At 70.4% G+C, this 20522-nt stretch carries 14 protein-coding genes and 1 pseudogene; 3 read left to right on the plus strand and 12 right to left on the minus strand.

The genetic code is table 11. The features are described from left to right. Nucleotides 1–414: 414 nt before the first annotated feature. Entirely contained in the window at nucleotides 415–1422 is a 1008-nt protein-coding gene (locus tag ACZ3H8_RS28605) for a stage II sporulation protein M (RefSeq protein WP_467406770.1), read from the minus strand. 149 nt (nucleotides 1423–1571) lie between these two features. Between ACZ3H8_RS28605 and ACZ3H8_RS28610 the strand changes: the two genes are divergently transcribed. After that, complete coding sequence (locus tag ACZ3H8_RS28610; RefSeq protein WP_467406772.1) at nucleotides 1572–2612, plus strand: RDD family protein; 1041 nt, start codon at nucleotides 1572–1574, stop codon at nucleotides 2610–2612. A gap of 31 nt (nucleotides 2613–2643) precedes the next feature. On the opposite strand, the gene ACZ3H8_RS28615 is transcribed toward ACZ3H8_RS28610, so the two are convergent. Together ACZ3H8_RS28615 and ahcY are read right to left on the minus strand one after the other, a co-directional pair. Further along, nucleotides 2644–3258, minus strand: coding sequence for a hypothetical protein (locus ACZ3H8_RS28615; protein ID WP_467406774.1), 615 nt, complete (start codon nucleotides 3256–3258; stop codon nucleotides 2644–2646). 152 nt (nucleotides 3259–3410) lie between these two features. Then, a complete protein-coding gene (gene ahcY / locus ACZ3H8_RS28620; RefSeq protein WP_467406777.1) occupies nucleotides 3411–4868 on the minus strand; it encodes an adenosylhomocysteinase in 1458 nt (485 codons plus the stop codon). A 360-nt stretch (nucleotides 4869–5228) separates the two neighbouring features. Between ahcY and ACZ3H8_RS28625 the strand changes: the two genes are divergently transcribed. Continuing rightward, nucleotides 5229–7325 (plus strand): fructose-specific PTS transporter subunit EIIC, encoded by a 2097-nt coding sequence (locus ACZ3H8_RS28625; protein WP_467406779.1) that lies wholly within the window; start codon nucleotides 5229–5231, stop codon nucleotides 7323–7325. 81 nt (nucleotides 7326–7406) lie between these two features. Here ACZ3H8_RS28625 and ACZ3H8_RS28630 read toward each other — a convergent pair whose 3' ends face one another. The 7 genes and pseudogenes from ACZ3H8_RS28630 to ACZ3H8_RS28660 all read right to left on the minus strand — a co-directional run bounded on the left by ACZ3H8_RS28630 (nucleotide 7407) and on the right by ACZ3H8_RS28660 (nucleotide 14355). Beyond that, a complete protein-coding gene (locus ACZ3H8_RS28630) occupies nucleotides 7407–8384 on the minus strand; it encodes a cation diffusion facilitator family transporter (protein ID WP_467406781.1) in 978 nt (325 codons plus the stop codon). A gap of 97 nt (nucleotides 8385–8481) precedes the next feature. Further along, nucleotides 8482–9687 (minus strand): mannose-6-phosphate isomerase, class I, encoded by a 1206-nt coding sequence (manA, locus tag ACZ3H8_RS28635; RefSeq protein ID WP_467406783.1) that lies wholly within the window; start codon nucleotides 9685–9687, stop codon nucleotides 8482–8484. A gap of 47 nt (nucleotides 9688–9734) precedes the next feature. Next, nucleotides 9735–10871: an SIS domain-containing protein gene (locus ACZ3H8_RS28640; protein WP_467406785.1), complete on the minus strand. Its 1137-nt coding sequence runs from the start codon at nucleotides 10869–10871 to the stop codon at nucleotides 9735–9737. 34 nt (nucleotides 10872–10905) lie between these two features. Then, nucleotides 10906–11088 (minus strand): Trm112 family protein, encoded by a 183-nt coding sequence (locus ACZ3H8_RS28645; protein WP_307663060.1) that lies wholly within the window; start codon nucleotides 11086–11088, stop codon nucleotides 10906–10908. Nucleotides 11089–11393: 305 nt separating this feature from the next. Next, nucleotides 11394–12758, minus strand: a complete 1365-nt coding sequence (locus ACZ3H8_RS28650; protein WP_467406787.1) for a phosphomannomutase/phosphoglucomutase — start codon at nucleotides 12756–12758, stop codon at nucleotides 11394–11396. Continuing rightward, a pseudogene (locus tag ACZ3H8_RS28655) lies at nucleotides 12755–13780 on the minus strand (L-lactate permease). Before ACZ3H8_RS28655 ends, ACZ3H8_RS28650 begins: the two are co-directional and overlap by 4 nt. Nucleotides 13781–13926: 146 nt before the next feature. After that, on the minus strand, nucleotides 13927–14355 hold the full coding sequence (locus tag ACZ3H8_RS28660; protein WP_467406790.1) for a DUF3499 domain-containing protein: 429 nt from the start codon (nucleotides 14353–14355) through the stop codon (nucleotides 13927–13929). 274 nt (nucleotides 14356–14629) lie between these two features. Between ACZ3H8_RS28660 and ACZ3H8_RS28665 the strand changes: the two genes are divergently transcribed. Beyond that, nucleotides 14630–15058, plus strand: coding sequence for a metallopeptidase family protein (locus ACZ3H8_RS28665; RefSeq protein WP_307665943.1), 429 nt, complete (start codon nucleotides 14630–14632; stop codon nucleotides 15056–15058). Nucleotides 15059–15144: 86 nt separating this feature from the next. Here the strand turns inward: ACZ3H8_RS28665 and ACZ3H8_RS28670 are convergent, their stop codons facing one another. Together ACZ3H8_RS28670 and ACZ3H8_RS28675 are read right to left on the minus strand one after the other, a co-directional pair. After that, a complete protein-coding gene (locus tag ACZ3H8_RS28670; protein ID WP_467406791.1) occupies nucleotides 15145–16710 on the minus strand; it encodes a DUF5719 family protein in 1566 nt (521 codons plus the stop codon). After that, nucleotides 16707–20492: a glycosyltransferase family 2 protein gene (locus tag ACZ3H8_RS28675; protein WP_467406794.1), complete on the minus strand. Its 3786-nt coding sequence runs from the start codon at nucleotides 20490–20492 to the stop codon at nucleotides 16707–16709. Before ACZ3H8_RS28675 ends, ACZ3H8_RS28670 begins: the two co-directional genes overlap by 4 nt. Nucleotides 20493–20522 lie beyond the last annotated feature (30 nt).

A 20522-nucleotide genomic window follows, 5' to 3' on the forward strand; every position in this document is an offset into this window, starting at 1 on the left:
TGGCACGCTGTTGAGTTCTCAAGGAACGGACGCTTCCTTCAGACCCTTTTCATGGGGCCCTCCGGGCGCTTCCCTTCGGTCTTGCGTTTCCAACCCTACCAGACTCTTTTTCCATTCCGTTTCCGGCGAGGAATTCGAATCCAGTGGCCGATTGGAGTGGCCTGTTTGCCTTTCGGCTGACCCGACATTATCAGAAGCATTTCGGTCGACCTAATCGACCTTCGTGATCCGGATTAAGAATCGAGAGGCTCTGCGGAAATTCAATTCCCGTCGAGAGCGAGAGAGACACTAACGGTCACACTCGCACTTGTCCAGTCCGAGGCAACCGTTTGAATCTACCTCCCCACTGCTCCCGTGTCAATGGGTTTCGTGGGGCGAAGAGGAGAGTAGCAGGTCAGAGCGTGCGATCGCACATCAGGCAGCGGCCGGGAGTTCGGCGCTGCGGTCTGTCGCCTCCACGTCGCCCATGTCGCCCATTCGGGCTGCTCGGCCGCCCAGGATGTAGACGTACGCCAGAAAGGCCAGCTCAGCGACGATGCCGATGGTGATGCGCGCCCAGGTCGGCAGGCCCGAGGGGGTGACAAAGCCTTCGATCACGCCCGATACGAAGAGGACGAGGGCCAGGCCGATGGCCATGCCGATCGCAGCGCGGCCCTGTTGAGCGAGGGCTGTGCGGCGGGATTGAGGGCCTGGGTCGATGACTGTCCAGCCGAGCCGGAGGCCTGTGCCCGCGGCGACGAAGACTGCGGTCAGTTCGAGCAGGCCGTGCGGGAGGACAAGGCCCAGGAAAACGTCGAGGCGACCCACCGATGACATCAGGCCGATGCCGACGCCGAGGTTCAGCACATTGAGGAAGAGGATCCAGATCACCGGGAGGCAGAGGAACGCGCCCAGAGTCAGGCACATGGCGGCGGCCTGGGCGTTGTTCGTCCAGACCTGGGCGGCGAAGGAGGCCGCGGGGTGGCTGGAGTAATACGTCTCGTACTCACCGCCGGGGCGGGTGAGCTGGCGGAGTTCTTCGGGGGCGGCGATCGCCGACTGGACCTCGGGGTGGGTGCCGATCCACCAGCCGATGATCGCGGCGAGGACCGTGGAGAGGACCGCGGTGGGTATCCACCACTGGCGGGACCGGTAGACAGCAGCGGGGAAGCCTGCGGTGAGGAAGCGGACCGCGTCTCGCCAGGTGGCGCGTCGGGTGCCGGTGACGGTGGAGCGGGCGCGGGCCACGAGCTGGGTGAGCTTGCCCGTGAGAATCGGGTCGGGGGCACTGGACTGGATGAGGGAGAGGTGTGTGGCTGTGCGCTGGTAGAGGGCGACGAGTTCGTCGGCCTCGGCGCCGGTGAGGTGGCGTCCGCGGTGCAGGAGGTGGTCCAGGCGGTCCCACTCGGCGCGGTGGGCGGTCACGAAGACATCGAGGTCCATGGTCGGCTGCTGCTCCAGGCACTGGGTGCGTACGGTCCGTACTACTGCACTACTGCGGCACTACTGCACTACTGCGACGCGCTGCGGGCCAGCTTGGCAGACTGAGGAATCAGGGGGCAGTGGAGATCTACGGAAAGAGGCGGGCAGCGGTGAGTGCGCTTGTGACGGGGGATGCGGTTGTACTAGGGCTGCAGCCGGCGAAACTGCCGAGCCGGGCGCTCGCCCTCGTGATCGATCTAGTAGTCGTGTGGACCGTGTATCTCCTGATATCGATCGGGCTCGCGTTGGCGACTGCCTCGCTGGACGAGGCGGCAGTCATGGCGGTTTCGATCGCGACGTTTCTGCTGGTCCTGGTGGGCGCGCCGATAGCCGTGGAGACCCTCAGCCATGGGCGCTCACTCGGGAAGCTCGCCTGTGGGCTGCGGGTGGTGCGGGACGACGGTGGGCCGATCCGGTTCCGGCATGCGCTGGTGCGTGGAGCGATGGGCGTGGTGGAGATCCTGATGTCGTTCGGGGTCATCGCCTGTATCGCTTCCCTGGTGTCGGCGCGGGGGCGGCGGATAGGGGACGTGTTCGCGGGGACGCTGGTGGTGCGGGAACGGATGCCGGCCGCGCGGGGAACGGTGGTGCCGCCTCCGCCGCCGTGGCTCGTCGGGCGGTTCGCCGAGCTCGATCTGTCGGGGGTGCCGGACGATCTTTGGCTTGCGATACGTCAGTACCTGACGCGGATGAGGCAGCTGGACCCGGCGGTGAGCTGGTCCATGGCGGGGCGGCTGGCCGGTGATCTGGCGGCGTGCACGGGGGCTCCCGCGCCGGAAGGAGTGCCGTCGGCCGCGTATTTGGCAGCCGTGGTGAATGAGCGGCAGGCACGTGACGCCCGTCGGGCCTTCGGAGCCGAGGCGAGGGCAGCCGCAATGGCAGGGGGCGGTGGTGCAGCAGCCGTGGGCGCGGTGGGCGCAGGCGCTGCGGGACCGATGGACGCAGGACCGGTTGACGCAGGACCGGTAGACGCGCGCCCGGGTGCCGCGGGACCGGTGATCGCCGATGCGGTTGAGGCTGCAGGGGCCGACGGTGCTCGTGGAGCAGATGTGCCGCTCGGGGTGGCAACAGGGGCCGAGCCGGTGTCGAAGCCCGCCTCCGAGGCCGTGGCCGACGCGCCTCCCACCACCGGATTCGCACCGCCTGCGTAGGCCGGTCGCCGGCAGAAGCCACCGGGAGAAGTCAGGGGAAGACCGAGGGCGGGGTCTCGAGGTCTTCCAGTTCGATGCCGGGGGCCGCGAGGACCACGTCGCCGACGATGTGAACGATGTGCTGCTCACCCGTGTCCAGGGCGCTGACCTGGTATTCGTCCACTGTCAGGGGGCCATTGTCAGTGGCATGCGCTTCACTCTTCATCAGGGCCCAGGACTGGTCGAGAGTGCGAGGGGCGAGGACAGGATCCGTGAAGGCGACGAGGCGGACGCGCGTCGCGGGGGAGCCGGGGGTGAGGCGTAGGAGACGTGCGGTGGCGACGAGGAAAGCAGGGGATGTGCCGGTGAAGGCGTGGGCGCGGACATTGCCTTCGGTGGCATGAGTGCCGGTGGGGTCGGTGCGGACCCAGGTGACGCCGTCGAGGGCGGCACCGCGGACCTGCCAGCTCGCGGCGTGGAGTTCGAGACGGATGGGACGGCCGAGTTCGTCGAGGGCGAGGTCGACGGAGCCGGCGTGGTCGCCGGAGGGGGTGGTGATCTGGGAGACGTAACGCCAGCCGGAGGGGCCGGGGGCGCACTGGAAGTGTTCTTCGCCGAGGGGGGTGTGATCGTGCGGATCGTGGAGCGAATAGCGGCCGCGGGGCATGGGGGCGTAGGTGTCCTTGTGCGGTGAGGCTCTGGATGTGGAACCGGAGCCGGAGCCGTTCGGGGACGGTACGGGGCAGGCCCCCGACACGGGGGTGCGGGGGCCTGCCTGGTACCGCTGGTACCTGCTGCTGAGGGTGTGTCAGTAGCCGATCAGTAGCGGTAGTGGTCGGACTTGTACGGGCCTTCGACCTCGACGCCGATGTAGGCGGCCTGCTCCGGGCGCAGGGTCGTCAGCTTCACGCCGAGCGCGTCCAGGTGGAGCCGGGCGACCTTCTCGTCCAGGTGCTTGGGCAGCACGTAGACGTCGGTCGGGTACTCCTCGGGCTTGGTGAACAGCTCGATCTGGGCCAGCGTCTGGTCCGCGAAGCTGTTGGACATCACGAACGAGGGGTGACCGGTCGCGTTGCCCAGGTTCAGCAGACGGCCCTCGGAGAGCACGATCAGGACCTTGCCGTCGGGGAAGGTCCAGGTGTGGACCTGGGGCTTGACCTCGTCCTTGACGATGCCCGGGATCTGCGCCAGGCCGGCCATGTCGATCTCGTTGTCGAAGTGGCCGATGTTGCCCACGATCGCCTGGTGCTTCATCTTGGCCATGTCCGCGGCCATGATGATGTCCTTGTTGCCCGTGGTCGTGACGAAGATGTCGGCCTTGTCGACGACCTCGTCCAGCGTGGCGACCTGGTAGCCGTCCATGGCCGCCTGCAGCGCGCAGATCGGGTCGATCTCCGTGACGATCACCCGGGCGCCCTGCCCGCGCAGGGACTCCGCGCAGCCCTTGCCCACATCCCCGTAACCGAACACGACCGCCGTCTTGCCGCCGATCAGCACATCGGTGGCACGGTTGATGCCGTCGATCAACGAGTGCCGGCAGCCGTACTTGTTGTCGAACTTCGACTTGGTCACAGCGTCGTTGACGTTGATCGCCGGGAACAGGAGGGTGCCGTCGCGGTGCATCTCGTACAGCCGGTGCACACCGGTCGTGGTCTCCTCAGTGACGCCGCGGATCTCCGAAGCCAGCTGCGTCCACTTCTGCGGGGACTCGCCAAGGGTGCGGTTGAGCAGGGTCAGGATGTACCCGTACTCCTCGCTGTCCGCCGTCGACGGGTCCGGGGCCGACCCGGCCTTCTCGAACTCCACGCCCTTGTGCACCAGGAGCGTGGCGTCGCCGCCGTCGTCGAGGATCATGTTCGGGCCGCCGGTGGGGGTGTTCGGCCAGGTCAGCGCCTGCTCCGTGCACCACCAGTACTCCTCCAGCGTCTCGCCCTTCCAGGCGAAGACCGGCACACCCTGAGGCGCCTCCGGGGTGCCGTTCGGGCCGACCGCGATCGCCGCGGCCGCGTGGTCCTGGGTGGAGAAGATGTTGCAGGACGCCCAGCGCACCTCGGCGCCCAGCGCGACCAGCGTCTCGATCAGTACGGCGGTCTGCACGGTCATGTGCAGCGAGCCGGTGATACGCGCGCCGGCCAGCGGCTGCGTGGCGGCGTACTCCTTACGGATCGACATCAGACCGGGCATCTCATGCTCGGCGAGAGTGATCTCCTTGCGGCCGAAGGCGGCGAGGGAAAGGTCGGCGACCTTGAAGTCCTGGCCGGTGGCGACAGTCGTCATGCGAGCTGCTCCTCGTGGTTGGGTCGAGGGTGGGTACGGCTGACTCTGCGGCGGCCATAGGCATACCAATGCCCGGGCCCTCGCAGTGCAGTCCGTCGGAGGCCCTCTCTCCCTCGGCCGGTCCGCACAACGGGACCGCCCGACCGCCATCAGCAGCGACGTCTGACTCTGGTCACGAATCTACACCGATCGGCGCAGTGGGCCCCAGCCCGCCCACGGCCGGGTTCCGGCCACATTCAGGGTCCGTCGGCCGTGACAAGTAGGGCCGCGGGGCTTTTGTGGCGCGCTTGTCTGGTGCACGATGCTCTGCGGATCGGGGACATCCGCACGATCTGCGCCACGAAGTGTAAGGAGAACCACGTGACCAGTCCGGCGAGCGAGCAGCGGACATTGAAGCTGATTGCGGTGACCGCCTGTCCCACAGGCATCGCCCACACATATATGGCCGCGGAGAAGCTGGCGCAGGCCGCAGACGCGCTCGGCATCGAGATGAAGGTGGAGACGCAGGGCTCCATCGGGGCCGAGAATGTCTTGACTGACAACGATGTCAATGACGCGGACGGCGTCATCATCGCCGCCGACAAGGACGTCGACTGCAGTCGGTTCGTGGGCAAGAAGGTGCTGGTCGTCGGTGTCGCCGAGGGCATTCACCACCCCGAGCGCCTGATCGAGCGCGTGCAGAACGCGCCGGTGCACGGGGCGGGCAGCGGAGGCGGGGGCGCCACGCTGCCGACCGGCTCGGGCGGCTCGGGCGGTGGTGGTAAGGAGCGCAGCGCCGCGTACAAGGCACTGATGAACGGTGTCTCGTACATGATCCCGTTCGTGGTGGTGGGCGGGTTGCTCATCGCCATCTCGCTGGCACTGGGCGGCGACGCGACCTCAAAGGGCTACATCATCCCGGAGGGGACCTTCTGGGCTCACGTCAACGCCATCGGCGTCATCGGCTTCACGCTGATGATCCCCATCCTGTCCGGCTACATCGCCTACGCGATCGGCGACCGGCCCGCGCTCGTGCCGGGCATGATCGGCGGCTGGATAGCCAACACCGGTGAGCTGTACGACTCGAAGGCCGGCGCGGGCTTCATCGGCGCGATCGTCACCGGCTTCCTGGCCGGATATCTGGTGCTGTGGATCAAGAAGGTCAAGGTCCCCAACTTCGCACGGCCGATCATGCCGATCATCGTGATCCCGATCGTCGCGACGACGGCGCTGGGGCTGTTCTTCATCTACGTCATCGGCAGGCCGATCTCGTGGGTCTTCACGCATCTCACCGACTGGCTCAGCGGCATGACCGGGACCAGTGCGATTCTGCTGGGCGCGATTCTGGGGCTCATGATCGCGTTCGACATGGGCGGGCCGGTCAACAAGACCGCGTTCCTGTTCGGCGCCGGGCTCATCGCGACCGGCAACCAGACCGTCATGGGTATGTGCGCGGCTGCGATTCCGGTCATGCCTCTGGGGCAGGGACTCGCCACGCTGATCCGGCGGCGGCTCTACTCGGAGCAGGAGCGGGAGACCGGCATGGCCGCGATCTTCATGGGCATGTTCGGCATCTCCGAGGGTGCGATCCCCTTCGCGGCGGCAAGGCCCGCCCAGGTCATTCCGGCGAACATGCTCGGTGGTGCGGTGGCCGGTGGGATCGCCGGTCTGGCCAGTGTGAAGGACGCGGTTCCGCACGGTGGCCCGATTGTGGCCGTGCTCGGCGCGGTCGGTGGGGTGCCGATGTTCTTCCTGGCCGTCGCCATCGGCACCGTCGTCACCGCGATCACCACGAATGCGCTGATCGACATCAAGGAGCGGAAGAACCGTGGCGCTGCGGGGGCGGGTGCCCTCGTGCCTGCCGGCGCGGGTGCCGGTGTTGGCTTGGGGGTGGCGCCGGAACCGGTACTCGCCGGGGTCGGTGCCGGTACGGGTGTCGGTACGGAGCTCTCGGGCCCCGGAGGCGTACGTACGGAGAAGTCGCTCACTCCCCCGCCCGCCGCAGCCGAACCGTCCGAGGACCAGGTGCTGTCCGGGTATCTGACCGCGCAGACCGTGAAGGTTCAGCTGGCCGCCGACAGCAAGGACGCCGCCATCCGCGAGATGGCCGCGATGCTCGCCACCACCGGCAAGGTCGCCGATCCCGACTCGCTCGTGGCGGCCGCGTTCGCCCGCGAGGAGCAGGGCACGACCGGGCTCGGCGAGGAGATCGCCATCCCGCACGCCAAGACCGATGCGGTCACCGCGCCGATCGTCGGATTCGCGCGGTCGGCGGAGGGCGTCGAGTGGGGTTCGCTCGACGGCACGAAGGCCAAGTTGATCTTCATGATCACGGTGCCTGAGGCAGCCGCCGGGGATGAGCACCTGCGGATCCTGGCGATGCTGTCCCGCAAGCTCATGGACACCGGCTTCCGGGACCGGCTGTCGGCCGCGCCCGACGAGGCGGCGGTCCTCGACGTGCTGCGTGAGATCCAGTAGCGCGTACGGATACGACGAGACGGCCCCCCGCCCGTGTGGGCGGGGGGCCGTCTCGTCGTACTCAGCTCAGTCGTACGCAGCTCAGTGGGCGACGTCCGGGCCCGGGCCGCCCGGGGACTTCGCCGGGTTGACGCCCGCCGCTGCCGCCGACTCGCTGTAGATGTCCGGCTCCAGGTAGATCACGCGTGCGATCGGGACCGCGGCGCGGATGCGCTCCTCCGCCGCGTTGATCGCGGCCGCGACCTCCGCGGCCGTGTCGTCGTGCTGGACGGCGACCTTGGCCGCGACCAGCAGTTCCTCCGGGCCGAGGTGGAGCGTACGCATGTGGATGATGCCGGTGACCGTTTCACCGTCCACCGCCGCTGCCTTGATCTTCTCGATGTCGTCGATACCCGCGGCCTCGCCCAGCAGCAGCGACTTCGTCTCGGCCGCCAGGACGAGTGCGATCACGATGAGCAGGACGCCGATGCAGAGCGTGCCGATGCCGTCCCACACGCCGTTGCCCGTGACCAGGGCCAGGCTCACGCCGCCGAGCGCCAGGACCAGACCGACGAGCGCGCCAAGGTCTTCGAGGAGCACGACCGGCAGCTCGGGGGCCTTGGCGTGGCGCACGAACTCCGTCCACGACTTCTTGCCGCGCGTCTCGTTGGACTCCCTGATCGCCGTACGGAAGGAGAACGTCTCGGCGATGATCGCGAAGACGAGGACGCCGACCGGCCAGTACCAGGCCTCGATCTCGTGCGGGTGCTTGATCTTCTCGTAGCCCTCGTAGATGGCGAACATGCCGCCGACCGAGAAGAGCACGATGGAGACGAGGAAGGCGTAGATGTAGCGCTCACGGCCGTAGCCGAAGGGGTGCTGCGGGGTCGCCTCGCGCTTGGCCTTCTTGCCGCCGAGGAGCAGCAGACCCTGGTTGCCGGAGTCCGCGACCGAGTGGACGCTCTCAGCGAGCATCGACGACGAGCCGCTGAACAGGAACGCAACGAACTTCGCTACCGCGATTGCGAGGTTGGCGGCGAGTGCCGCCACGATCGCCTTGGTTCCGCCTGACGCGCTCATGTGCCGGATATCCCTTCGTGCCTGCGTGGGTCGCCGCCCGGACTTTGCCCGGTCTTTGCGATGCGCCATTGTTGCAGCCCCTCAAGATGGCGCCGCGTCAGGCCACCACAGTGGCGCGGAAGACCGTGCCCGCGCCGCCGCCAGTGCCCGAGATCTCCGTCTTGTCCCCCGCTGGCACGAACGCCGACTCGCCCGGGGCGAGCGTCAGATCGCCGGCCGTCACGCTGCCCGCCGTGCAGAGCAGGATCTGCGGGGTGGGTGCGGTGAGGTCGCGGGGCGTCGCGTCCGGCGCGAGGACGTATCGCGAGAGACGGAATTCGTCGATCGGAGTGTCGTAGACCTCTTCGCCCGAGGGCGAGGCCTCGGGGCGCAGGACGCCGGGGTCGCTCGCCTCGAAGCGGACGATACGCAGCAGTTCCGGGACGTCCACATGCTTGGGGGTCAGTCCGCAGCGCAGCACGTTGTCGGAGTTGGCCATGATCTCCACGCCGAGGCCGTTGAGATAGGCGTGCGGGACGCCGGCGCCGAGGAACAGGGCCTCGCCTGGCTGGAGTTGGACGTAGTTGAGCAGCATGGCGGCGATGACGCCGGGGTCGCCGGGATAGTGGTGCGCGATCGAGGCGTACGGGGTGTAGGCGCCGCCAAGCCGTTCCGCGGCGGCCGCGGCCTCCGCGACGGTGACCGTCATCTCGTCGGGGTCGGCGGTCAGCACCGCGGTCAGGACCTCGCGGAGCGCGGCCTCCTCCGGGTGGGCGTGCAGGAGGTCGACGTACGGCTTGAGGGAGTCCACGTCGAGTCCGGCGAGGAGATCAGCGGCTTCGAGGGGCGTACGGAATCCGCACAGGCCGTCGAAGGGCGTGAGCGCGCAGAGCAGTTCCGGCTTGTGGTTGGCGTCCTTGTAGTTGCGGTGCGGGGCATCTATCGGGACGCCCGCGCTCTCCTCGGCTGCGTAACCCTCCTTCGCCTGCGAGAGGTTCGGGTGGACCTGGAGGGAGAGGGGGGCGCCGGCCGCGAGGAGCTTGAGGAGGAAGGGGAGGCGCGGGCCGAACTTCTCGACGGCCGCTGGGCCCAGTTCGCGTACCGGGTCGGCGGCAATCACGTCGGAGAGCGGCTGCTCGGCGGCGATCACCCCCGAGAGCGGCTGCTCGGCCGTGTCACGGGTGACGCGGGAGGGCGCTCCCGGGTGGGCGCCCATCCACATCTCGGCCTGGGGCTCGCCGGTGGGGGCGATGCCGAGCAGTTCCGGGATGGCGGTCGTGGAGCCCCAGGCGTAGGGGCGCACGGTGTTGGAGAGGCGATCCATGGTCTTCCCGGTTCTTCCTGTCTTCCTGGTGCTTGCGGGAGGCGTCGTTACTTGGGGGTGTGGGAGGCCGCCAGGGCCAGGTAGACGGCGGCGAAGTCGGTGACGGCGAGGAGTTCGGCGATCGACTCGAGATCGGTGCCCTCCTCCGGTTCGAGCTCGCTGATCGCGGTGTCGTGGCTGAGCGCCAGTTCCCGGGCGGCGGGCGCGGCGCTCAGGCCGCCGACGGGGCGGTCGCGCAGCAGTACGACACGGGCCCGCAGCGCCTGCTGCTCCTCGACACGGTCGCGGAAGAAGTCCTCCGGGTCGGCGCCGCCCGCGAAGTCGCCGGCGAGCAGCACACCGTGGGCGGGGAGCGCCTCGGGGAGTTCCGCGGCGAGGGCGGGGCGGCCTGCCAGCTCTGCCAGTACGGCGGCGAAACGGCGGCCTGCCGGGGCGGCGCCCGCGCCCTCTGTCCAGATGAGCGGAAGGCTGTCGGCGAGCTCGGCGGCGAGCGTCTTGGCCGGGTTGCTGTACGTCGCGATGGCCGGGCCGCACCGTTCGGCGGTGTGGTCGAGGCGGTCGGCGACCTTGGCGAGGGTCTCCGGGGGCGCTTCCAGCAGGCCGACACGGTCGAGGAGGACCAGGAGGGGGGTGAACAGGGCCCACAGCTCGCCGGGGCTCGCGGTCTGGATCTCCTCGTACGTCTCGTGCGGGGCGGTGGCCATGGGGACCACCAGGCCGTGCGTGCCGTCGACGGCCTCGGAGAGCGGGGAGCGCTCGGGGGCGACGGCGACGACGCTGCAACCGCGGCGGTACGCCTGCTCGGCGAGGAGGGCGAGGCCGGGTTCGCTGCCGTCGGTGGTCGCGACAAGGAGAAGGTCCACGGAGCCCGCCCAGCCGGGGAGCGCCCAGCGCAGCGCGCCGGCGGCGGGGGCTACGCCGGTGGGGTGGAGCCGGGTGACAGGGGCGGAGGCTCCGGCAAGGGCGCCGATGAGGTCGGCGACGCCGGTGGCGGCGGTGCCGGAGCCCGCGAGGAGGACGGCGCGGGGGCGGCCCTCGGGGGTGAGCTCGGCGACACCGGCCTCGGCGGCGTGCCGGGCGGCGGTGCGTAGGCGCGCCCCGGCCTCGGCGGCGCCTCGGAGCAGTCCTCGGCGATCGGCGCGGGCCAGGGCTTCCGGTTCGTCGAGGAGCGACTCGTCGAGCATGGGGGTGGGCCTCCGATCGCCGTGCGGTGGTGGGTCAGGCGGGGCGGCGTGCCTCGTCCACGAGGAGGACGGGGATTCCGTCCCGTACGGGGTAGGCCAGGCCGCAGTCCTTGCCGGTGCAGATCAGCTCGGGGGTGTCGGCTGCCGTGCGGTCGCTGAGGGGGGCGTGGCAGGCCGGACAGGCGAGGATCTCCAGGAGGCCGGCTTCGAGCGGCATGTGTGGGGTGTCCTTTCGGGCATTCCGCATGTCGCACATGCGGTCGCGGTGATCCGGATCGAGCGACGTCAGCGTACCGCTGGGGGGCGGGGGGCGGCGCGTTCTGGGGGTACGGGCGGCTGTTCCCCGTGCCCGTCCGGCCGGTACGGGCTGGTGCCCGTACGTACCAGCCCGGCCGGTACGGGGGCTGTTCCCCGTTCCCGCCCGGCCGGTACGGGGCTGTTCCTTCGTTCCCGCCCGGCCGGTGCGGGGGCTGTTCCCCATACGTAGCAGCCCGGCCGCGCCCCGCGCCCCTGGTCCGGGCTTCACGCCCCCCGGACCAGTCCCAGCACCTCGTCCCTCACCTTTGCCATCGTCTGCTCGTCACGCGCCTCCACGTTCAGGCGCAGCAGCGGCTCCGTGTTCGACGGGCGGAGGTTGAACCACCAGTCCTTCGTCGACACCGTCAGGCCGTCGAGTTCGTCGATCGTGACGTCCTCGCGGGACGCGTACGCCGCCTTCACCGCCGCCGTGCGGGCCGCCTGGTCGTCGACCGTGGAGTTGATCTCGCCCGAGCCGCTGTAGCGGTCGTACTGCGCGACCAGCCCGGACAGCGGGCCCTCCTGCGAGCCCAGCGCCGCAAGGACGTGGAGGGCCGCCAGCATGCCCGTGTCCGCGTTCCAGAAGTCGCGGAAGTAGTAGTGCGCCGAGTGCTCGCCGCCGAAGATCGCTCCCGTACTGGCCATCTCCTGCTTGATGAAGGAGTGGCCGACCCGGGTACGGACCGGGGTCCCGCCGTGCTCGCGGACCACTTCCGGGACCGACCACGACGTGATCAGGTTGTGGATCACCGTCCCGCCGGGGTGCTTCGCCAGCTCGCGCGCCGCGACCAGTGCCGTGATCGCCGACGGCGAGATGCCCTGGCCCCGCTCGTCCACCACGAAGCAGCGGTCCGCGTCCCCGTCGAAGGCCAGGCCCAGGTCCGCGCCCTCGGAGAGAACGCGGGCCTGGAGGTCGACGATGTTCGCCGGGTCCAGCGGGTTCGCCTCGTGGTTGGGGAAGGTGCCGTCCAGCTCGAAGTACATCGGTACGAGAGTGACGGGCAGGGACTCGAAAACCGTCGGGACCGTGTGGCCGCCCATCCCGTTGCCCGCGTCCACGACCACCTTCAGCGGACGCATCGACGACAGGTCCACCAGCGACAGCAGATGGGCCGCGTAGTCGGTGAGCGTGTCCCGCTGCGTCACCTTGCCTCGATCGGCCGCGGGCTCCGGGGCGCCCTGTTCGGACCAGGACTCGGCCAGCGCGCGGATGTCCGCCAGACCCGTGTCCTGGCCCACCGGCGCCGCGCCCGCCCGGCACATCTTGATGCCGTTGTACTGCGCCGGGTTGTGCGACGCGGTGAACATCGCACCCGGCAGGTCCAGCACCCCCGACGCGAAGTACAGCTGGTCCGTCGAGCACAGCCCGATCAACGTGACATCCGCGCCCCGGGCCGCGGCCCCCCGCGCGAACGCCCCCGAGAGCCCCGGCGACGACGGCCGCATGTCATGGCCGACGACAATCGCATCCGCGCCCGTCACCTGGACGAACGCTGCGCCGAACAGCTCGGCCAGTGACTCGTCCCACTGATCCGGCACCACCCCGCGAACGTCGTACGCCTTCACGATCTGCGACAGATCAGCAGTCACGGGCCACCCCTCCAGGAATCTCTGCGGTCACCACAAAGTACCCGCACAAACCAGGGGAGCATCCAGCCCAGCACGGCCGTGCTCTGTGCCGTAACAATCAGGCACACACCACCAGGAGCAGCCCCAGACTCCACGGCAGCGCTTTGCGCAACAGATCGCCCTCCTTCCCCGCGAGCCCCACCGCCGCGCAAGCGATCGTCAGATTCTGCGGGGAGATCATCTTGTCGCCGCCCACTCGCCTGCCGCGCACGAACGCCGTCACCACACCCGCCAGCAGCACCAGCGTCCCGCCCGTCGAGATCAGCGGCAGCGAGAACGCATTGGCGCCGACCCGCTCCCCGCCGGGCGTACGGAGCGTAGGCGCGCACCACTTCGCGCCGCGGGTCCTCGCGGTCCAGGTCCTCGCTCCGTACGCCGGTCAGCACTGCCGCCCGCACCGCCTCCGCGGCCGGCTTGCGCGCGCCCGGCACCGCGACCAGCGCGGCCGCTCCCACCAACGCCGCTCCGATGTCGGCGAGTTGCGCCGAGACATAGTTGGCCGCCGCGAACTGGGCAGCTGCGAAGGCGAATCCGCATGCCAGCGCAGGCGCCCAGGTCTCGCGCAGACCTTGCCGCCCGTCGACGAGCCAGACCAGTACGAGCGGTACGACGAGGGCGAGCAGCGGAGTCTGCCGGCCGACCACCGAGGCGACCGAGTCCAGCGGCAGGCCGGTGACCTGCGCGAGCGTCACCGCGGGGGCGCCCATGGTGACGAAGGCGACGGGCGCGGTGTTGGCGACGAGGGCGATCACCGCCGCCTTGACCGGGTCGAAGCCGAGAGCGACGAGCATCACCGAACAGATCGCGACCGGCGCGCCGAATCCGGCGAGCCCGGCGCGGTGGGCTCTCATCTGTACGGCGCCGAGCAGCACCAGAACGGTGACCAGCGGAAACGCGGCGACTAAGGCGGACAGAGCGAGTGAGGCGGCGACTGGTTCCAGTCGCTGCACGAACGCGACAGACCTACCTCCGGATTCCGTGATGCGGAAAGCGGATTCTCACGAGTGGAGGAATGGTCGTGTCCGCGACAAGCGGAGGCCAATGGTCCGTACAGGATTCAAGTACGGGATTCAGTGAGTGAGTGATGGGCCCGAGGTGGCGCGAGGGGCACCGAGGTGGCGCGAGGGGCTCAGGAGTCCGGGGAACGCAGCACCCGCAGATGGCCGCGGCGTGCGACCTCCATCGGGTCCGCCGCCCGCCGGCCGTTCTGCGCACCGGCCTCGGCCGCACGCCCCTGAGGGCGGGCCGCTTCCCGTACGGCATTGGCGAGCGCCTCGAGATCATCACCGCTGTGCCGGGGCGGGGCGGAGCCGTCGGTGAGCCGGACGACCTCCCAGCCGCGCGGGGCGGTCAGGCGCTCACTGTGCTCGGCGCACAGGTCATAGCAATGGGGCTCGGCATAGGTGGCGAGCGGGCCGAGGACCGCAGTCGAGTCGGCATAGACGTACGTCAGTGTCGCGACGGCAGGGCGGCCGCACGCGGTGCGCGAACAGCGACGTACAGGGCTCACGACGTTGGACGGTACCGCACTCTTGAGCGGGCTGCGACGACTCTCCACCAGGTCACTCCACCGTGTCGTGCTGTGACATCGTCCGTGGCGACTCCCTCAGCAACTGCCCTGACCTGCACGGAAAGAGAAGCGCGCGGTCGACGACCGCCCGTGGTCCGGTCATGACTTGGTGTAAATGAGGTCAATCACGATGAGATCGGCGATCGCGGGGAGGCATGCAATCGGGCCCAAGCTTGGCCGGAATGTTCAATTAGCGACAAGCTTCCCGCCCGGCGCGCACACTCGATCGCCGCGCGCCGGGGAGAGCTACTCTGCGTCAGTGATGGACAGTCCCGTACCTCCCCGCCCGACCGAGCCACGGCCGCGCCGTCGCGACCGCCACGGCCGCGGCATGCGCGGGCCCGTCGCCCCGCCCCAGGTACCCCTCGCCGCGAGCCGGGCCGAGTCCTTCCGGGACCTCGTGCAGGACTCGGTGGAACGGCTGGAACGACGCTGGCCGCAGCTGGCCGACGTGGATTTCCTGGTACTGGACGTGCCGGGCGCGCCGGAGGGGTCGGTGCCGCTGGGCAGCTCGGTTCCGGCGAACAAGGGACAGCCGGCCCAGATCGTGGTTTACCGGCGACCCGTCGAGATCCGCACGAAGAATCGCGACGAGCGGGCGCTGCTGGTGCACGAGGTGGTCGTGGAGCAGGTCGCGGAGCTGCTGGGGCTGGCGCCGGAGTCGGTGGATCCGCGGTACGGGCAGGACTGACGGCTGACAGATTTCAAAATTTGTCAGCCGTCAATCGTCATCCGTCAATCGACATCCGATAGTCGCCAGTCGTCAGTCGTCAGTCGTCAGTCGTCGAGTACGGACAGGTCCTGCTCGGCATCCGGTACCGCCACCGTCCCCCTGTCGTCCGGCAGCGTCTGCACCGTGAACATCGAGATGCCGTCCTGCGGCAGCGCCAGCGTTCGCGACGCGTGCACCGGGCCGCCCGACTGCGTCTCCACCGTCAGCGCGTACGAGCCCTTCAGACCGGCCGGGACGGGCGGGGTGACCGCCAGCGTCGTACCGGCCTTGACCGTGTACGTCTTGACGACCTGGGTGCCGCCCTGCGTGCCCGCCGATGCGGTGACCTTGACCTGCGCGGTGGCGCCCGGCGCGGTCAGGGAGAGCGTCGAGCCCTTGGCCCGGTTGTCGGCGGCGGTCGCCCGCGCCCCCACCGGCGCGGTCGCCGGGATGTAGGCGACCTCCTGCTTGTCGCCCTTGCCACGTACGACGCGCAGCGCCGCGACCACCGGGGTCGCCCGGCCGCTCTGGGACGGGCTGAGGATCAGCGATCCGGCCTCACCCTTGGTGACGTCCAGCAGGTCCACGCTCGCGGTCATGCCCGACTTGACGTGCAGCGTCTCGTGTCCGGCCGGGGTGATCCGGCCGCCCGCGCCCGCGAGTTGCACCTTCAGGTCGGCGTCGTCGTCGCCGGGCGCGAAGGCCACCAGACGTACCGATGTGGCGTCCGCCGGGATGCCGGGCAGCACCGCGGTGCCCGACGGGTCGGCCGAGGCGGTCAGCCAGTCGCTGCCCGCCTTGTCGTCGGCGGCTCGCACCACGGCTCCCACCCGTCCGGTACGGGTGGTGACATGAACGGTCACATCCGCGGCGGGCTCGGCGGCGGTCAGGGTGGAGAGCAGGACCGGGACGCTGGATCCGGCGGGGACCGGGATGCCCTCGGTCAGCGTGGTCTTGAGGGCGCCGTCCTTGCCGTAGAGCTCGATGTCGGCGACAGCCGCGGTGTCGTCCGGGTTGGTGAGGTGGACGTAATCCTGCCGGTCCTCGGCCGTGGACGCGCCGGGGAACCAGAAGTCGGTGTCCGGCCCGGTGCAGCTCAGGCCGAGCAGGCCGCGCGAGCCGCCCGCGGTGACCGTCGTGGTCTGCTGGGTGGTCCAGCCGGGGGCGAGGCGGCCGGTGGCCGTGCCGACGAGGGCGGGAGCATCGCCGCCCTCGGCCGTGGCGGCGACGGGCTTGCCGGGCGCCTTCAGCGCGAGCACCGGCTTGCCGGGCGCCGGCTTCTTCGCGCCCTTCGCCGCGTCGCCCTTCTTGGCCCCGTCCTTCGTCGTCGCGTCGTCCTTCTTGGGCGCGGTGTCCGGGTCCGTCAACACGGCCGTGGACCGCTTCAGTTCGGCCGTACCGTCCTTCGCGTCCCCGGCCGTTCCCGCCGGGGTGAAGGAGGTGTAGTCGGTCTCCGCGATCTCAGAGCTGCTCGGCGCGGGGCAGAGCAGGCTGGAGCGCTCGACCGGAAGCCGCGCCGGGGCCTTGGCGTCCGTCGCCGCACCACCGTCCGGCGCGGTGAGCGCGGCGACACCGGTGACCGCGGCGAGGGCGGTGGCGGTGGCGAGCAGGGAGATGGTTGTGCGCTTCACTCTGACTCGCCTCGCGTTGCGTTGCCGGCGTTGCCGTTCGGGTCGGGGTGCTGGTCGGTCTCGCTGCCGTAGGCGTAAGGGTCGTACTGACCCTCTTGGTACTGCCCGTCCTGGTACTGCCCGTCGGCGTAGGACGCGGGCTGGTACTGGTCGGCCTGGTACGGATCCTGGAACTGTTCGCCCTGGTACGGCTGTTGCTGGTACGACTGCTGGTACTGCTCACCGCCATACTGCTGCTCGGCGCCGTACGTGGCGCCCTGGTACTGCTCGTTGGTGTACGGGGCGGCGTATCCGGCGTCCGCGTACGACTGCGCGTCCCATTCGCCGTACTGCTGCTGCGGCACCGCCACATAGGGCGACTGCTGCTGCCCCCCTTGCTGCTCCCCTTGCTGTTGCTGCGCGAAGGCGTTCTGTTCGGCGGGGAGTTGAGCGTACGGATCGGGGTGGGCCGCAGCAGCCTCGGGCGGCGAAGACGACGAGGACGACGAAGACGACGAAGTCCCGGCCTCCGCTTCCATCTCCGCTTCCGCCTGCGCGCGCAGCCTGCGCGCCCTGCGCCCTTCGCCCTCCACCGCCTGGGCGGGGACCGCGATCTCCTCGTCCGGCAGGTCGTCGTCGATCTCCCGCCGCCTGCCCGGCAGTGCGAGGACCAGCAGCACCAGCGCCAGCCCGACCTGGGCCCAGATCCAGCCGGTGTGGGTGGCGGGGCCGTCGTACGTCAGATCCAGCCGGCCGCCCTCGGCGGGGAGTTCGAAGCCCTGGGCCCAGCCGTCGACGGTGGTCTTCTTCAGTACGCGGCCGTCGAGCGTGGCCTGCCAGCCGTCGTCCGCGCGGTCCGCGATGCGCAGCACCCGTCCCGACTGACCCGCCGGGATCTTGGCGTGGGCCTCGACGGCGTCGGACGCGACGGGCAGCGGGTCGCCCTTGCCGCTGACGATGGTGGCCCTGGCGACCTGGCGGTCGACGCGCCACAGTGCGCTGCCGTCGAGCTGGCTGAGCCTGCTCAGGCCGGGTGTGGCGTCGAGGACGCGGCTGGTCTGGCGGGGTGCTCCGTCGCGTACGAGTACGTAGCGAATGGCGAATCCGCTGAGCTGGCTGGTCTGGTCGGCGCCGGAGCCTGCCACGAGATTCGCGACGATCTTGTCGAGGCGGGGGTCGCTGCCGCCCGCCTCGGCGAGTTCGGCGTCGCCGAGCCGGCCGCCGGAGCCGCGTACGAGGGTGTACGAGACCTTGGCGGCCGAGGTGCCGCCGAGGACGAGGGTGCGCGGCTGGTCGCGGGTGTCGCTCTCCTCTGCGACGAACGCGGGCACCTGGACGGGGTCGCGCCGCTCCAGCGGGCCTGCGGCGCCGCTGAGCATCCAGTTGCCCGCGGCGAGCAGGGGTGCCAGGCCGGCCGCGAGGGCGATCAGGCCGGCAACGGGCTGGCGCCAGCCGAAGTCCTGGGCGGCGACGCGGGCACGGCCGCCTTCGGCGCCGAGTACGGCTGCGGCGAGCAGGGCGATGCTGTAGACGAGGGTGGCCGGGCCTGCCCAGCCGGAGCCGTTGGCGATCACCGCGAAGACGAGTCCGACCAGCGCCACGGCCCAGGAGGCACGGATCGCGAACTGCCGTTCGCCGCGCAGCAGGGCGGCGAGTGCCGCCAGGACGATGCCGATCAAGAGGATTCCGCCTGCGGCCTTGGCGCCGCCGGGACTCATGCCGAGGAGGTCGAGTGCGCTCGCCGATCCGGTGCCGAATTCGAGTCCGGCTTCGCGGAAGAAGGCGGACGGGCCGGTCAGCAGGGTCAGCGACCAGGGTGCGAGGACGAGCAGCGGGGCGCCGAGGGCGGCGAGGAAGCGCAGCCCGTACGCCGTGATGTCGTCACGTCGCAGTCCGAGGACGGCGATGCCGAGGACGAGCGCGATCAGCCACACGATGGGCGTGAACGCCATCGCGAGGGTGAGCAGGAGCGCGTACGCCCAGGTGGCGCGCCAGCTGCCGCGACCGCCGCCGGTGCCGCTGCGCAGTCCGTGGGCCGCGACGCCTGCCCGGGCGATGAGCGGCAGCAGGATCGTGAGGACGGCGGTGCCGAGCCGTCCGGTGGCGAGTGCGCCGGTCGCGGCGGGCAGGAAGGCGTACGCGATGCTCGCCCAGGCCCGCAGCGGCCGGGATTCGACGATGGGGCGGGAGGCGAAGTAGGCGGTGAGTCCGGCGAGCGGGACCGAGCAGACGAGCAGCACGGTGAGCGCGAAGCCGGTGGAGCCGAGAAACAGGGTGGACAGGGCCGCGAGCACAGCGAGGTAGGGGGGCGCGGTCTGGGTGCCGCCGGTGCCGAGAGGGTGCCAGTTGTCGGCGTAGCGGGACCACAGGTCGGAGACGTCGGCGGGGGCGGGCAGGAGTGCGCCGCCGGCCAGCGCGCCGCTGCCGAAGAGTCCGCGGCAGGCGACGAGCGAGACGAGGAGCAGTACGGCGAAGAGCACCGGCCCCGGCTTGCGGGCGAGTTTCTTCAGGCGTGCGAACTGTTCGATCTCGAGGAAGTCGGCGTCGTCTCCGCCGGGTCCTGATTCGACCGCGCCGTGGCGTGAGCCGCCGGAGTCGGCGTCGGAGCCGCCGCCGACGTGGCCCGCGACCTGTTCGACGGTGGCGCGGATGGTCGCGCCGGGCGGCGGGAAGAGCGGGCGCAGTTCGCCCGCTTCGACGGCGCCGCCCTGCTTGGCGCGCCTGCGGCGTCCGGCGATGATCCGTTCGGGCCGCAGCAGGGTGCCGAAGAGGCCCATGACTTCGTCGACGGCCTGGCCGGGGACTTTGCCGACGAGGTAGGCGAGGGTGCGCAGCAGGGTGCCGAAGACGATGCGCAGCAGTACGTAGGGGAAGGCGGCGCCGCGTGAGTTGGTGAGCAGGGTGTAGACGGCGCCGGCCTTGTCGACGCGGTGGGGGCTGGCGACGGAGCGGCCGGCGCAGTCGACGGTGCGGCGTTCGCGGGCGGCGGCTTCGGCGTGCCGCATGACGGCGTCGGGGGCGATGAGGACGCGGTGGCCGGCGGCGTGGGCGCGCCAGCACAGGTCGACGTCGTCGCGCATGAGGGGCAGTCGCCGGTCGAAGCCGCCGAGCTGCTCGAAGACGTCGCGGCGGATGAGCATGCCGGCGGAGGAGACGGACAGGACGGAGCGGATCTGGTCGTGCTGTCCCTGGTCCTGTTCGCGGCGGTCGAGTCCGGTCCAGCGGCGTCCGCTGTTGGCGATGGAGACGCCTGCTTCGAGGAGTTGCTTGCGGTCGTACCAGCCGCGGAGTTTGGGGCCGACGATGGCGGCGTATTCGTCGGAGTCGGCGACGCGCAGCAGTTCGGCGAGGGCGTCGGGTTCGGGTGCGCAGTCGTCGTGGAGCAGCCACAGCCACTGGACGGGTTCGCCGTAGGGCAGTTCGGGCATGTCGTACGCGTCGTCGCGCCAGCTCCTGGTGGCAGGATCCCAGCCGCTGGGCCGCTTCAGGTAGGGCAGGTCGTCGGGGGTGAGCACGCCCGCGGTGCGGGCCGCTTCCTCGACTGCGCTTCCGAAGCCGGTGCGGCGGGCGAGGTGCAGTACGCGCTCGGCGCCGAGTGCCTCGGTGACCAGCCGCGCGGAGTCGTCGGCGCTGCCGGTGTCGGCGGCGACGACGTTCTGTACGGGGCGTTCCTGGCCGAGGAGTCCGGCGAGGGCGTCGGGGAGCCAGCGTGCGCCGTCGTGGGAGACGAGCACGGCGGTGACGACGTGCCGCGGGAACTCGGGCGGGTGTGCGGGGGCGAACGCGGCTGTGGTGGCGGACATTGAGGTACGGGCCCTCCGGCCGGGGGGTCG

The sequence above is a fragment of the Streptomyces sp. NPDC002868 genome (assembly GCF_055563295.1).

What these genes read in the sequence shown, in the direction of transcription:
- ACZ3H8_RS28605 (WP_467406770.1), bottom strand. Translation starts at nt 1,422, where the DNA reads ATGGACCTCGATGTCTTCGTGACCGCCCACCGCGCCGAGTGGGACCGC.
- ACZ3H8_RS28615 (WP_467406774.1), bottom strand. Translation starts at nt 3,258, where the DNA reads ATGCCCCGCGGCCGCTATTCGCTCCACGATCCGCACGATCACACCCCC.
- ahcY (WP_467406777.1), bottom strand. Translation starts at nt 4,868, where the DNA reads ATGACGACTGTCGCCACCGGCCAGGACTTCAAGGTCGCCGACCTTTCC.
- ACZ3H8_RS28630 (WP_467406781.1), bottom strand. Translation starts at nt 8,384, where the DNA reads ATGAGCGCGTCAGGCGGAACCAAGGCGATCGTGGCGGCACTCGCCGCC.
- manA (WP_467406783.1), bottom strand. Translation starts at nt 9,687, where the DNA reads ATGGATCGCCTCTCCAACACCGTGCGCCCCTACGCCTGGGGCTCCACG.
- ACZ3H8_RS28640 (WP_467406785.1), bottom strand. Translation starts at nt 10,871, where the DNA reads ATGCTCGACGAGTCGCTCCTCGACGAACCGGAAGCCCTGGCCCGCGCC.
- ACZ3H8_RS28645 (WP_307663060.1), bottom strand. Translation starts at nt 11,088, where the DNA reads ATGCCGCTCGAAGCCGGCCTCCTGGAGATCCTCGCCTGTCCGGCCTGC.
- ACZ3H8_RS28665 (WP_307665943.1), top strand. Translation starts at nt 14,630, where the DNA reads ATGGACAGTCCCGTACCTCCCCGCCCGACCGAGCCACGGCCGCGCCGT.
- ACZ3H8_RS28675 (WP_467406794.1), bottom strand. Translation starts at nt 20,492, where the DNA reads ATGTCCGCCACCACAGCCGCGTTCGCCCCCGCACACCCGCCCGAGTTC.